Annotated in this window: 10 protein-coding genes, 3 tRNA genes and 1 pseudogene; 13 read left to right on the top strand and 1 reads right to left on the bottom strand. The window is 66.9% G+C overall.

Features of this window, described 5'->3' with window-relative positions; all coding sequences use genetic code 11:
• Positions 1–23: 23 nt before the first annotated feature.
• The 9 genes from ABGI63_RS00070 (at position 24) to ABGI63_RS00030 (ending at position 9,466) form a co-directional block, all read left to right on the top strand.
• Positions 24–956, top strand: a complete 933-nt coding sequence (locus tag ABGI63_RS00070) for a glucosamine kinase nucleotide-binding domain-containing protein (RefSeq protein ID WP_349740442.1) — start codon at positions 24–26, stop codon at positions 954–956.
• A gap of 7 nt (positions 957–963) precedes the next feature.
• Entirely contained in the window at positions 964–1,713 is a 750-nt protein-coding gene (locus ABGI63_RS00065; protein WP_137942916.1) for a GntR family transcriptional regulator, read from the top strand.
• 7 nt (positions 1,714–1,720) lie between these two features.
• Entirely contained in the window at positions 1,721–2,854 is a 1,134-nt protein-coding gene (nagA, locus tag ABGI63_RS00060; RefSeq protein WP_432767362.1) for an N-acetylglucosamine-6-phosphate deacetylase, read from the top strand.
• Complete coding sequence (locus ABGI63_RS00055; RefSeq protein WP_137942918.1) at positions 2,847–3,857, top strand: SIS domain-containing protein; 1,011 nt, start codon at positions 2,847–2,849, stop codon at positions 3,855–3,857. The genes nagA and ABGI63_RS00055 overlap by 8 nt, the downstream gene beginning before the upstream one ends.
• Before the next feature lie 2 nt (positions 3,858–3,859).
• Positions 3,860–5,344: a beta-N-acetylhexosaminidase gene (nagZ, locus tag ABGI63_RS00050; protein ID WP_349740441.1), complete on the top strand. Its 1,485-nt coding sequence runs from the start codon at positions 3,860–3,862 to the stop codon at positions 5,342–5,344.
• 9 nt (positions 5,345–5,353) lie between these two features.
• Positions 5,354–6,664, top strand: a complete 1,311-nt coding sequence (locus ABGI63_RS00045) for an MFS transporter (RefSeq protein ID WP_349740440.1) — start codon at positions 5,354–5,356, stop codon at positions 6,662–6,664.
• A gap of 14 nt (positions 6,665–6,678) precedes the next feature.
• Positions 6,679–7,599, top strand: coding sequence for a glycoside hydrolase family 16 protein (locus ABGI63_RS00040; RefSeq protein WP_349740439.1), 921 nt, complete (start codon positions 6,679–6,681; stop codon positions 7,597–7,599).
• Between the two features lie 19 nt (positions 7,600–7,618).
• Positions 7,619–8,677 carry an acyltransferase family protein gene (locus tag ABGI63_RS00035; protein ID WP_349740438.1) on the top strand — a complete coding sequence of 353 codons (1,059 nt, stop codon included), beginning with the start codon at positions 7,619–7,621 and terminating at the stop codon, positions 8,675–8,677.
• Positions 8,678–8,758: 81 nt separating this feature from the next.
• Positions 8,759–9,466: a DUF6445 family protein gene (locus ABGI63_RS00030; protein WP_349740437.1), complete on the top strand. Its 708-nt coding sequence runs from the start codon at positions 8,759–8,761 to the stop codon at positions 9,464–9,466.
• Between the two features lie 148 nt (positions 9,467–9,614).
• On the opposite strand, the gene ABGI63_RS00025 is transcribed toward ABGI63_RS00030, so the two are convergent.
• On the bottom strand, positions 9,615–12,281 hold the full coding sequence (locus tag ABGI63_RS00025) for a TonB-dependent receptor (RefSeq protein WP_349740436.1): 2,667 nt from the start codon (positions 12,279–12,281) through the stop codon (positions 9,615–9,617).
• A gap of 410 nt (positions 12,282–12,691) precedes the next feature.
• On the opposite strand from ABGI63_RS00025, the gene ABGI63_RS00020 reads away from it, so the two are divergent.
• From ABGI63_RS00020 to ABGI63_RS00005, 4 genes and pseudogenes are all read left to right on the top strand, one after another.
• Positions 12,692–12,777, top strand: a tRNA-Tyr gene (locus tag ABGI63_RS00020).
• A 93-nt stretch (positions 12,778–12,870) separates the two neighbouring features.
• Positions 12,871–12,944 (top strand) — tRNA-Gly (locus ABGI63_RS00015).
• 82 nt (positions 12,945–13,026) lie between these two features.
• Positions 13,027–13,101 (top strand) — tRNA-Thr (locus ABGI63_RS00010).
• 43 nt (positions 13,102–13,144) lie between these two features.
• Positions 13,145–13,213 (top strand): annotated as a pseudogene (locus ABGI63_RS00005) (GTP-binding protein); the annotation flags it as partial.

Below are 13,213 nucleotides of genomic sequence, written 5' to 3'. Positions count from 1 at the left end.
TCTGGTACTAGACTGGTATTAACATGAGAACGGTCCTCGAACGCGCGCTTGATGCGCTCACTCCCAGCCATATCAAGACCATACGCTACCTGGTGGGCGTCGATGGCGGTGGCACCGGCACCCGACTGCGGCTGGCCGATCTGGATGGTCGCCTGCTGGGTCAGGGTGAGGCTGGACCCTCGGCCTTGGGGCAGGGCGCCGAGCAGGCTTGGCATCATATCCAGCAAGCCCTGCAAGCGGCTTGCCGGCAGGCGGGCCTGGACTCGCTGAACCTGGCCGAGTGTGCCATCGGCCTGGGCCTGTCGGGGGCTACCGTGGTCGAGCAGGCCCAGGCCTTTATGCGCATCCAGCCCGGCTATGCCCATGTGGTGCTGGACAACGACGGCTACACCACGGTGCTGGGTGCCCATGGCGGCGCGCCGGGCGCGGTGGTCGCGGCCGGCACCGGTTCGGTGGGCGAGGCCTTGCGTGCCGATGGTTCGCGCGTGATGAGCAGCGGCTGGGGCTGGATCAACGGCGACGAGGGCAGCGGCGCCTGGCTGGGGCTGAAGGCGATGCGCCATGCCCAGCAGGCGCTGGACGGCCGGGTGCCGGCCGGGCCGCTGGCCCGCGCGGTCTGGGCTTTTGCCGGCAGCGACCGCGAAACCCTGCTGGCCTGGTGCGCCAGCGCCGCCCAGCATGGCCACGCGCGGCTGGCGCCGCTGGTGTTCGAGAACGCCGCGCATGATCCGGTTGCCCAGGGCTTTGTCAGCGAGGCCGTGGCCGAACTGGAGCGGCTGGCCTTGGCGCTCGACCCGCAAGGGCAGTTGCCGCTGGCGCTGTGCGGCAGCGTGGCGCTGCGTCTGGCGCCGCTTTTTTCCGATTCGATACGAACCCGCTGCGTCGCGCCCCAGGGCGATTCGGCCGCGGGCGCGCTGCTGCTGGTTCGCGGCGCCTTAACCGAGATGGGGTCCTAAGAAAATCATGTCAAGCGCCGCCAAGCTGCCCTTCCAATTCAAGCCCGATCCGCAGGCGGCCTCGCCGCTGTATATGCAGCTGGCCCAGAAGCTGGCCCAGGCGATCCGCGACGGCCAGTACCACGCCGACGAGGCCTTGCCCTCGGAGCGGGTGCTGTCCGAATCGCTGGATCTGTCCCGGGTCACGGCCCGCAAGGCCATCGACCGGCTGGTCGAGCAGGGGCTGATCATCCGCAAGCGCGGCTCGGGCAACTACATCGCCCCCAAGCTGGAGCAGCCGCTGTCGCGCCTGACCAGCTTCTCGGAAGAGCTGCATCAGCGCGGCTTCAAGCCCAGCTCGCGCTGGCTGACGCGCAGCTTCTCGCTGGCCGCGCCCGATGAGCAGCTGAGCCTGGGCCTGACCACCGGCGAGCGGGTCTCGCGCCTGGAGCGCCTGCGCCTGGCCGACACGGTGGTGATGGCTTACGAGGTCAGCGTGCTGCCCGAGGCGGTGCTGCCCGATCCGCAGGCCGTCGAGGCCTCGCTGTACGCCCATCTGGCCCAGCATGGCGGCGCGCCGGTGCGCGCGCTGCAGCACATCCGGGCCATCAATGCCGAGCCCAAGCTGGCCGAGCTGCTGGAAGTGCCGGTGGGTCAGGCGGTGCTGTTCATCACGCGGGTGGGCTTTCTGGAGTCGGGCCAGGCGGTGGAGCTGACGCACTCCTACTGCCGCAGCGATTACTACGATTTCGTCGCCGAGATGCGGCGTGAGGGCTGAGGCGGGGATGAGCTTGGTCGAGACCATAGAGGGCTATGTCCTGACGCCGCAGGGCTTTGTGCGCGGCACGCTGACGCAGCAGGGCGGGCGCATCGCGGCCATCAGCGGCGAGCCGGTCAGCGAATCCGAGCTGCGCCACGGCCGGGCGCTGCCTCTCGTGCTGCCGGGCTTCATCGATGTGCATGTGCATGGCGGAGGCGGGCGCGACACGATGGAAGGCGGCGACGCCGCGCTGGCGATCGCCCGCATGCATGCGCGCCATGGCACGACCGCGCTGCTGGCGACGACGATGACGGCGCCGATGGGCGACATCCGTGCGGCGCTGAGCGCGCTGGGCCCGGTCTGCCGCGAGCGCGCGAGCGGCAGCGCCCGGGTGCTGGGCGTGCATCTGGAAGGTCCTTACATCAACCCCGGCAAGCTCGGCGCCCAGCCCGACTTCGCCAAGCCGGCCAGCATCGAGGAAATCCAGGCGCTGCATGCGCTGGCCCCGATCCGGCTGATCACGCTGGCGCCCGAGCTGCCCGGCAATCTGGATCTGATCACCGCGCTGCGCGCGGCCGGTTTCCAGGTGCAGATCGGCCACACGCTGGGCACTTACGAGGACGGCGTGGCCGCGCTGGCGCATGGCGCCGGCGGCTTCACCCATCTGTTCAACGCGATGACCGGCCTGCACCACCGCGAGCCGGGCATGGTGGGCGCGGCGCTGGCCCATGCGCAATATTCGGAAATCATTCCCGACCTGCTGCATGTGCATCCGGGCGCGATCAAGGTGGCGCTGCGCGCCATTCCCTGCCTGTTCTGCGTCAGCGATTCGACCGCTGCGGCCGGCATGCCCGATGGCGAGTACAGCCTGGGCAGCCACAAGGTGCGCAAGTGCATGGGCGGCGTGCGCCTGCCCGACGGCACGCTGGCGGGCAGCACGCTGACGCTGGACCAGGCGCTGCGCAATCTGGTGGGGCTGGGGCTGGAGATCGCGGACGCCTCGCGCCGCGTCTCCACCCATGCGGCCGATTACATGGGCCTGGACGAACGCGGCCGCCTGGCCGTCGGCGCCTGGGCCGATTTGGTGGTGATGGACCGGGATCTGCAGTTGCAGCGTGTGCTTGTTGAAGGGGAAGAGATTGACATCGCGAATGCTTGAGGAAGCGCTGAGCGCGCCCGCCGCCGTGGCGCGCCAGCTGGCCGCCGACCAGAATGCCTATGCGGCGCTTGGCGAGGCGCTGCGCGCCAGCCCGCCGACCAGCCTGCTGACGGTGGCCCGCGGCAGCTCCGACCATGCGGCCCACTACATGGCCTATCTGATGATGGCGCGGCTGGGTCGGCTGGTGACCTCGCTGCCGATGTCGCTGATCACGCTGTACCAGAGCAAGATCGAGTGCAAGGGCCTGGTCTCGCTGGCCTTCTCGCAGTCCGGCCAGAGCCCGGACCTGGTGGCGCCGACGAAATTCTTCAGCGCCGGCGGGGCCCGCACCGTGGCCTTTGTGAACGCCGAGGGCTCGCCGCTGGCGGCCGCCGCCCAGCATGTGTTCGGCCTGCATGCCGGCCCGGAGCAGAGCGTCGCCGCGACCAAGAGCTATATCGCCCAGCTGGTGGCCGGTGCCCGCGTGGTCGCGGCCTGGCAGGCGGACGAAGACCTGTCCGCCGCGCTGCAGACCCTGCCGCAGGCGCTGGAGAAGGCGGCCGCGCTGCGCTGGGATGTGGCAGTCGAGGCCTTGAAGGATGCCGACAAGCTGTTCGTGATCGGCCGTGGCACCGGCCTGGCGATCGCGATGGAGGCGGCGCTGAAGTTCAAGGAGACCTGCGGCATCCAGGCCGAGGCCTTCTCGGGCGCCGAGGTCAAGCACGGACCGATGGCCTTGGTCGAGGAAGGCTATCCGCTCTTGGTGTTCGCGCCGCGCGGCCCGGCCCAGGCCGGCCTGATCGCGCTGGCCGAGGAGATGCGCGGCCGTGGCGCGCGCGTGCTGCTGGCCGCGCCGGCCGGCACGCCCGGCGCCGAGCTGGAGCTCGCCTGCACCGGCAACGAGGACCTGGACCCGATCGCCGCGGTGCAGAGCTTCTACCCGATGGTGGAAGCGCTGGCGCGCGCGCGCGGGCTCAACCCCGACCAGCCGCGCCATCTGGCCAAGGTCACGAAGACGCATTGATCATGAGCGCCACCCCTGCTTTCCAGCCCGGCCGTCTGGTGATGGTCGATATCCAGGGCAAATCCCTGGACGCGGCCACGGCCGCTTTCCTGCGCGAGCACCATATCCGCGCGGTCTGCCTGTTCCGCAAGAATCTGGGCAGCGAGGCCGAGGTGCGCCAGCTGACCCGCGATCTGCGCGAGGTGATAGGCCCCGAGGCCCTGATCGGCCTCGACCAGGAGGGCGGCTCGGTGGTGCGCGCGACCTTCCTGCCGCAGCCGCCCTCGGCGATGGCACTGGGTGCGGCCGGCGACGAGGCCTTGACCGAGCGAGTCGGCGCGGCCGTGGCCCGCGGCCTGCGCGGCATCGGCGTGAACTGGAACTTCGCGCCGGTCACCGACATCAACAACAACCCGGCCAATCCGGTGATCGCCGAGCGCAGCTTTGCCGAGGATGCCGACGAGGTGACCCGCCTGGCCGGGGCCTGGATGCGCGGCTCGCTGGCCGCCGGCGTGGCCTGCTGCATCAAGCACTTCCCCGGCCATGGCGACACCCATGTCGACTCGCATCTGGACCTGCCGACGGTGGACAAGAGCCGCGCCGAGCTCGATGCGCTGGAGCTGCGGCCCTTCAAGGCCTTGCGTGATGCCGCGCCCTCGGTGATGACGGCCCATATCGTCTATCCGCAGATCGACCCCGACTACCCGGCCACGCTGTCGAAGAAGGTGCTGGGCGGCATCCTGCGCGAGGAGCTGGGCTACGAGGGCGTGGTCATCACCGACGCGCTGATGATGAAGGCCATCGCCGAGCGCTATGGCTATGCGCGCGCGGCGGTGCTGGCGATCAATGCCGGCGCCGACATGATATTGGCGCAGGGCTCGCTGGAGGAGCAGGGCCAGGCTATCGCGGCCTTGCAAGCGGCCTTTGCCAGCGGCGAGCTGACGCACGCCCAGGGCGAGCGCGCCGCCGCGCGCCTGGACGCGCTGGCCCGCGCCTACCCGGTGGTGCATGACGACTACCGCGGCGCGCAGCGCGACGGCGATGACGCCTTGATGCGCCAGGCCTGGGCAGCCGGGCTGACGGCGCTGCGCGGCGCGCAGGCGCCGGCGCGCAGCGAGCGGCTGCGCGTCTATGTGCAGGACAGCGTGCCGACCGACGGCGTCTCCGAGGCGGGCCCGACCGGCGCGCAGGTGCGGGCGCTGTTCGACGGTTTCGGCGATGTGGACTTCGTCGCGCTGGATGACATCGCCGCGCTGGCCTGGGTCGATGTGCCGGCCGACGGCCGCCGCACCATCGTCGCCTCGACCCACCGGGCCCGCTACGGCGAGCAGGCGGGCCACTGGCGGCCGGACCTGCATCTGGTGCTGTGGAACCCGTTCCAGGCCCTCGATGTGGCGGCCCCCACCGTCATCACCTGGGGCTATGCGGACGGCGCACTGGCGGCCCTGGCCGCCTGGCTGAACGGCGCCGCCCCAGCGCAAGCACAGTCCCCTGTCACCCTCAACTAGAGCCCCACCATGACCCAGCAACGCTCGCCCCTCGCTTCCCCGATTCGCTGGGTGCCGACGCTGTACTTTGTGCAGGGCCTGCAGTTCTTCGTCGTCATGCTGATTGCCGGCCTGATGTTCAAGAGCATGGGCGTGCCCAACGACCAGAACGCGCGTTGGACCGGCCTGCTGGGGCTGGCCTGGGCGATCAAGCCGCTGTGGAGCCCCTTTCTGGAGTTGCTGAGCAGCAAGAAGCTGGTGGTGGTGGCGATGCAGTTCACCGGTGCCGTGGGCCTGGCGCTGCTGGCGCTGGCGGTGCAGCTGCCGATGTATTTCGCGGCCTCCGTCGCGGTGCTGTTCCTGCTGGCCTATGCCGCCGCGACCCATGACATCGCCTGCGACGGGCTGTACCTGAGCAGCCTCAACCCGACCCAGCAGGCGGCCTATGCGGGCTGGCAGGGCGCGTTCTTCAACGCTTCGAAGTTCCTGACGCTGGGCGGCCTGCTGGTGCTGGCCGGCAAGCTGGAGGCCAGCGTGGGCGTGTTCAATGCCTGGTCGGCGATCTTCGTGCTGCTGGCCGTGCTGCTCGCGAGCCTGGCGGCCTACAACGCCTGGGCGCTGCCCGGCACACTGAACACCGAGCGCAGCGAGCTCAGCGCGGCCAGCGTGGCCCGCACGCTGCGCGAGGTGGTGCTGGACCTGTTCCAGAAGCCGGGCATCTGGATGATGGTGCTCTTCATCGTGCTGTTTCGCTTTGCCGAAGGCCAGGTGCAGACCATCGGCCCGCTGTTCATGAAGGAGGCGAGGGCGCTGGGCGGGCTGGGCCTGACTACCGACCAGATCGGCAGCATCTATGGCATCTACGGCACGGCGGCCTTCCTGATCGGCAGCATCCTGGGCGGCTACTTCACGGCCTGGCTGGGCCTCAAGCGCGCCATGCCCTTCCTGATCGTGTGCATGGCCGTGCCGAATGCCACCTTCTACTATCTGTCCGCCACGATGCCCAGCGATGTGCTGCACATCGGTGCGGCGGTGGCGTTCGAGAACTTCGGCTATGGCTTCGGCTTTGTCGGCATGATTCTCTTCATCATGCAGGTGGTGGCGCCGGGCAAGTTCTCGACCGCGCACTACGCGCTGGGCACCGGCGTGATGCAGCTGGGCTTCATCTTCTCCAAGACCATCAGCGGCGACATCCAGATGACCATGGGCTACCAGAGCTTCTTCCTCTGGACCATCGTCTGCGGCCTGCCGGTGCTGCTGCTGCTGTTCTTCGTCAAGATTCCTGCGCCTGCGGCCGTGCCGGCCTCCGAGCAGCCCGCAGCGGCGCCGCTGGCCAGCTGAAGCGAGAACCGACCATGCCCAATGCACTGTGCGAGCTGGCGCTGGCCGCCCTGACCACCGTTTGCCTTTGTCAACCTGCGCGGGCGCAAGCGCCTGCGCAGGTTTTTTTTGACGACTTCAGCTACCGCCACAGCGGCGAGTTGGGCGGCGGCGGCTGGACCCCGCGCAGCCAGGCCGGCCATCCCGGCATCCCGGGTGCGCAGTGGCGCAGCGACGCGCTGAGCCTGCTGGACGATGCCGAGCTCAAGGGCAACCGCCTGCTGCGCCTGCGCGCCGCCACCGATGGCACCGGGCCGGGCACGCAGCAGGTGCAGCTGTGCCATGCGCGCAAGTATCTGGAGGGCACGTATGCGGCGCGGGTGCGCTTTCGCGATGAGCCCAGCAGCGGCGCCGACGGCGACCCGGTGATCCAGACCTTTTATGTGGTCAGCCCGCTGAAGCACGACTTTGATCCCGAGTTCAGCGAGATCGATTGGGAGTACCTGCCCAACGGCGGCTGGGGCAGCCCGGACACCCGCATCTACGGCATCAGCTGGCAGACGGTCAAGCTGGAGCCCTGGCAGGCCTTCAACGGTTCGCACCAGGAGCGCGGCTCGCTCAACGGCTGGCATACGCTGATGATGCAGGTGCTGGACGGCCAGGTGCGGCTCTTCATCGACGGCCGCCCGGTGGCCCGGCATGGCGGCCGCAACTATCCGGTGGTGCCGATGTCGATCAATTTCAATCTGTGGTTCTCGCCCGGCGGCCTGCTGCCGGCCAGCGCCACGCCGCGGGTCTACGAGCAGGATGTGGACTGGGTCTTTCATGCGCGCAATGCGCGGCTGAGCCCGGCCGAGGTGGCGGCGCAGGTGGCGGCGCTGCGCCATGCCGGCTCCGCCCGCGTCGACCAGGTGCCGCCGGCTCAGCCGCCGCTGGACAGCCGCTGCGACTTCTGAGCCCGGCCCGGAATAGTCGATGAATCAACGCTACGCCTCGGTCGATGCGCTGCGCGGCCTGTGTGTCGCCGCGATGCTGCTGGTCAACAACCCCGGTGACTGGGGCCATGTCTATGCGCCGCTGCAGCATGCGGCCTGGCATGGCTGCACGCCGACCGATCTGATCTTTCCCTTCTTCCTGTTCATCGTCGGCGTCTCGCTGAGCCTGGCGCTGGGCCCCAAGGTCGAGGCGGGCGCTGCACTCGCACCGCTGCGCCGCGCGGTGCTGATACGTGCGCTGCGCATCTTGCTGCTGGGCCTGGCCCTGCATGCGCTGGCCTGGTGGCTGATGGACAAGCCCTATTTCCGCCTGATGGGCGTGCTGCAGCGCATCGCGATCTGCTTCGCGCTGACCGGGCTGGCGGCCCTGGTTCTGCGGCCGCGCCAGCAATGGGGCCTGCTGCTGGCCCTGTTGCTGGGCTGGGGCCTGCTGCTGCTGAGTAGCGGCGGCCTGGACAAGGCCGGCAATATTGCCGCCCGGGTCGACAGCCTGCTGCTGGGCCCGCTGGCCTATGAGTGGCGCGAGGGCCTGGCCCACGAGCCCGAGGGCCTGCTGTCGACCCTGGGTGCGCTGGCCACCACCATGCTGGGCCTGCGCGTCGGCGCCTGGCTGCGCGAGCGCCACATGAAGGCGCTGCTGGCTGCCGGCCTGTTTTGCCTCGCGGCGGGTTGGCTGTGGAGCCAGTGGCAACCGATGAACAAGCAGCTGTGGACGCCCAGCTTCGTGCTGTGGAGTGGCGGCATCGCGACACTGACCCTGCTGCTGGCCCAGCGTCTGATCGACCAGCGCGGCTGGCCGGCCCTGGGGCGCAGCTTTGGGGTCAACGCGATCACGGCGTATGCCGGCGCCTGGGTGATGAGTGTGGTGCTGGCCGCTCTGGGTTGGCAGGCCGCCATCTATCAGGGCTGGCTGCTGCCGACCGTCGGCGCGGCGCTGGGCGCTGAGGCGGCCTCGCTGGCCTTCGCGCTGGCCTTCGTTGCTGTCTGGTGGCCGTTGATGCGGGTGCTGGACCGGCAGCGGATCTACATCAAGGTTTGATCGGATGTTCCTGCCGCAAGCTGTGTCGGCTGGGACAATGGGCTGTCTCCCAATTCTCGTAGTCGCCGCCGAGCCCCGAGCATGAATGATCCCTACTCGATTCGCATGCCGCCCGACATCCGCTCGGTGCGGGTCGGCGAGCATCAGGTCGTCGTCATCGACGATTTCCTGACGCACCCCGAGGCCTTGGTCGAGGCGGCCGCCCATGCCCGCTTCGAGCTCTGTGCGGGCGCGGATGAGCGCAAGGGCTATCCCGGTGTCCGAGCGCCGGTGCCACCGGCCTATAGCGAAAACCTGACGGAGCTGCTTGACCCGCTGATCCGGCTGAACTTCGGTGTGCCGGAGGAACTCGCGCTGCGCAAGTCGCCTTGCACCTTCTCGCTCACCAATGTGGCGCCGCAGGATCTGGGCCCCTTGCAGCGCGTGCCCCATTTCGATGCCAGCACGCCGCATTTCATGGCCGTGCTGCTCTACCTCTGCGATGAGCGACATGGCGGCACGGCCTTCTACCGACACAAGGCCAGCGGCCTGCAGCAGATCACGGCCGACAATCGCGAGCGTTATGGCGAGATGATTTACGCGGAGGCCGAGCGCTGCCCGGCGCCGCCGCGCTATTTCACCGACTCGAACGAGTGCTTCGAGCTGCTGGGCATGATGCCCGCGCGCTTCAACCGTCTGGTGATCTACCGGGGCAGCTTGCTGCATTCGGCCATCGTCAACCCGCGGCAAGGCCTGAGTAGCGACCCGCGCCAGGGCCGGCTGACCCTCAATACCTTCTACGACTTCTAGCGCCGTCGACAGGCGCTGATCTGAAGAACGCGTGGCCCTTGGCCGCGCGTTTTGCTTTGTGTCGTTGGCGTGACCTTGCATGCCTGCGCGCGCAGACGAAAAAAAGCCCGGCGGCTGCCGGGCTTTTGTGGTGACGGATATTCGTCGATCAGAACTTGGCGCTCAGGCCCAGCTTGAAGGTGGTCTCACCCTTGAAGCTCCAGGCCGGAAAGCCGGCGCGCAGCGGGTCCTTGATGCCGGTGTTGGAGGCGGCGGCGGCACCATACTGAACATCATCTTCCTTGGTCAGATTGATGGCCTCGAAGGACAGCTTCAGGTTCTTGGTGATGTTCCAGCCCAGGCTGGCGTCCAGCGTGCCGTAAGCGTCATGCATGCGGTTGCCGTACCAGAAGGCGCCTTCGCGGATCATGTACTTGGAGCGCCAGTTGTAGGCCAGGCGGCCGAAGTAGCTCTCGTTCTCGTAGTAGCCGACCAGGTTCACGTTGTGCTTGGAGGACTGGGTGAACACACCCAACTGATCCAGGTAGCTGCTGGCGGGGGCATTGCCTTCGGTGAAGGTGTAGTTGCCCAGCGCGCCAAAGCCATTGCCGAAGGCGTGGCTGGCCTGCAATTCCAGGCCGCGGATCTTGCCGCCGCCGGAGTTCTGGAAGCTCTGCACCGTCCAGTTGTCAACACCGGTCTTCGGGTCGACCAGGCCGACCTTCTGGTTTTGCAGAACATTGGCGACGACGAAGTTCGAGATGTCCTTCACGAAGTAGGTGGCGGACAGCATATTGCCGCGGCCGTAGTAGTACTCCAGTCCGAGGTCGGCCTGGCTGGACTTCATGGGCTTCAGGCCGATGTTGCCGACGGTCCAGGTTTCGTTGCCATTGCGGTCGTCGTTGTAGCCCGACACCGTCACGCCGAACATATTGGCGAAGTTCGGGCGGGTGATGGCTTGCGATGCCGTGGCGCGCAGCACCAGGTCCTTGCGCAGGTCGAAGGCCAAGTTCACGCTGGGCAGCACATCGTTGTAGGTCGACTTCGTCGAGGCCGTGGTCTTGGCCCAGTTCTGGTTGCCGGAGTACTGGTCAGCCGGGGTAACGCCGTCGAACTTGTAGCCGGTGCTGGTGGCCCTGGTGGAGATGTAGCGCAGACCGAAGTTACCGCGCAGGCCGGGGGTGTCGAACTCGAACATGCCGTAGACCGAGCGGTTCTTCTCGTTCAACTCGCCATAGCCCGAACGGTCTTCCACCCAGGAACCGATGGCCTTGGCAGTGTTGCTCAGCATGGCGCCGATGTTGGCGCGCGGAACCGTCCAGCCGCCGACATTCACCGAGCCGTCGAACAGCGAGCCGGTGCTGGCTGGCATATCGACAGTCTCGTTGGCGTTGATGCGAGCCGACCAGACTGGGCGGAAGGCACGCTTCTCAAAGGTGTGATCCGCAAGGCGCACACCGGTCTTGAAGGCAGTGATGACACCCCAGTCGAGGTCGACGGTGGCGTCGAACTGACCGAACTGCTCCTTGTCCTTGTTCGGGCCGGCCGAGGTGGCCCAACCCATCGGGGCCAACTGTGCCGGCAGGGCGCTCAAGCCCCAGGACTGGTTGGTGCTTGGGTTGATCTGAATCTGCTTGCCGGTGGCGTCGATCGTGCCTTGCCACTCTGGGCGCTTGAAGGTGCCGTTCCAGGAGTTGTCCTGGTAGTTGGTGGTGATCGAGGTGCCGCCGCTTGCCTTGGTGCTGCCGATCACAAGGTCGAACTTGGCGTTGCCGAGCGTGTAATGGGCATCGGCGACGACGCTGTCCGAGTCCATGCTGGCGCCGCGGGCCCAGATCTGGATGAACTTATTGGTCGGGCCGGAGGCTGCGGTGCTCGTGCTGTGCAAGCACATGCCGTTGGGATTGAAGGCCGAACTGACAGCGGTGTTGCGCTTGTCGCAGTTCGGGTCATGCATCAGGTAGTCGCTGGTGTTGGAGCTGTTGGCGTCCAGCTTCATCTTCAGCAGGTTCAGACCCAGTTCCAGACCTTCGACCGGGCGTGCTTGCAGAGCGACGTTGAAGGCGGTGCGCTTGCGTTCCTGAATGAAGGCCGTGGGGGCCACATCGCTGTTCCAGCGGCTGTCGGCCTCGACGCCACGGCGGATGTAGTCGCCCTTGGATTGACCGGCGGCAACCAGCACGCCGAAGCTGCGGGCCTCATTGCGCCAGCTGTACAGACCGGAGAACTCCTTCTCCGGGTCGCTGATGGTGCCGTCGCCGTAGCGCACGCTGCCGAAGGCCGTGTTGGCCTTCAGGTCCAGCGGCTTGCGGGTCTTGACGATCACGGTCCCGCCGATGCCGCCTTCGGTCAAGTTGGCCTGCGAAGACTTGTAGACCTCCATGCCGCCGATCATCTCGGCGGGCAGCAGCGAGTAGTTGAAGGAGCGGTCGATGTCGTTCTGGTCATACCAGCCGGTGGACGCGACGGTCTGGCCGTTCAGCGTGGTGTAGGTCATCTGCGGGTCGGTGCCGCGGATCGACACCGCAGCGCCTTGACCGAAGGCGCGACCCACCGAAATGCCGGGAATGCGACCCAGCGCCTGGCCGACGTCCGCGTCCGGCAGCTTGCCCACGTCCTCGGCGGACACGGCGTCCACCACGGCGGTGGCGTTCTTCTTGATATTGGCAGCGGTTTCCAGCGAAGCGCGGATGCCGGTGATCACCACCTGGTCGAGCTGGGCGGCATCAGGCTTCGCTGCGGCTTGACCGGCCTGTTGGGCTTGGGCGCCGAAAACCGCGCCCAGCAATGTCAGCGACACGGCGGCCGCGATGGGGGTCTTATTGACCTTTTTCATAACTGCTCCTCGATATGGCCGTCAACGAATCGGCCTGTTTAGACGCGGAGCCCGATGCATGGCCACGGAGAAGTGGCATGCGTCTGGCGCCCCAGATGGACATCAATGTGCAACCAATGCCATGCCACTATACGGTGGTGTAGTGCCACTTTGCTACCACTTTATGACTCGTGTTTTCCCTGCTTGTCGTTGCTTTTGCGACAGCAGCCGGGTGGTGGCGTTGTTTCTTGGTAGCTAATTGGTATTGCTTTCAGGTTTTGGCTGGTATTGGTTGTAAGTGCGGGTGGGTGGTGCTGAATTCGCGCGGGTGTGCCGGTGTGTGCTCGGTAGGCGGAGCGGGGTCTGGTTCTGCTGATTTTGAAAAGTCTTTGCGGCACCAAAAAGCTGTGCTATAGTCGCAGGCTCGCCTCGGAGGGGTGGCCGAGTGGTTAAAGGCAGCAGACTGTAAATCTGCCCGCTAACGCGTACGCTGGTTCGAATCCAGCCTCCTCCACCAGGGCGAACGTTTTGATGGGTCGAGATGCCGGTGATCCGGGGTCTCGATTTCAGCGAGGCGATGAAGAAGATTTGGATTGATCAAGGCTCCCGGGCGGGAGTAGTTCAATGGTAGAACCTTAGCCTTCCAAGCTAATGACACGGGTTCGATTCCCGTTTCCCGCTCCATCTGCGGGGCGCTTGGTTGTGTGAGGTGGTTGTAGCGTCGATACCGGTTTGCTGGTTGTTTTGCCGTCAAACCTGTGTCGATGCCCATGTGGCTCAGTGGTAGAGCACTCCCTTGGTAAGGGAGAGGTCACGCGTTCGATCCGCGTCATGGGCACCACCAATTTCTTCTGGTCTGATCTGATCCTGTTCAGGAGCGCAAGATGGCAAAAGGCAAATTTGAACGCACCAAGCCGCACGTCAATGTGGGCACCATCGGTCACGTTGACCAC

The organism is Roseateles cavernae (assembly GCF_040187885.1).
In the GTDB taxonomy this organism is placed as follows: Bacteria; Pseudomonadota; Gammaproteobacteria; order Burkholderiales; family Burkholderiaceae_C; genus Roseateles_E; species Roseateles_E cavernae.
Note: the sequence above shows the minus strand (reverse complement) of the source record. Positions and strands in the feature narration are given on the sequence as shown.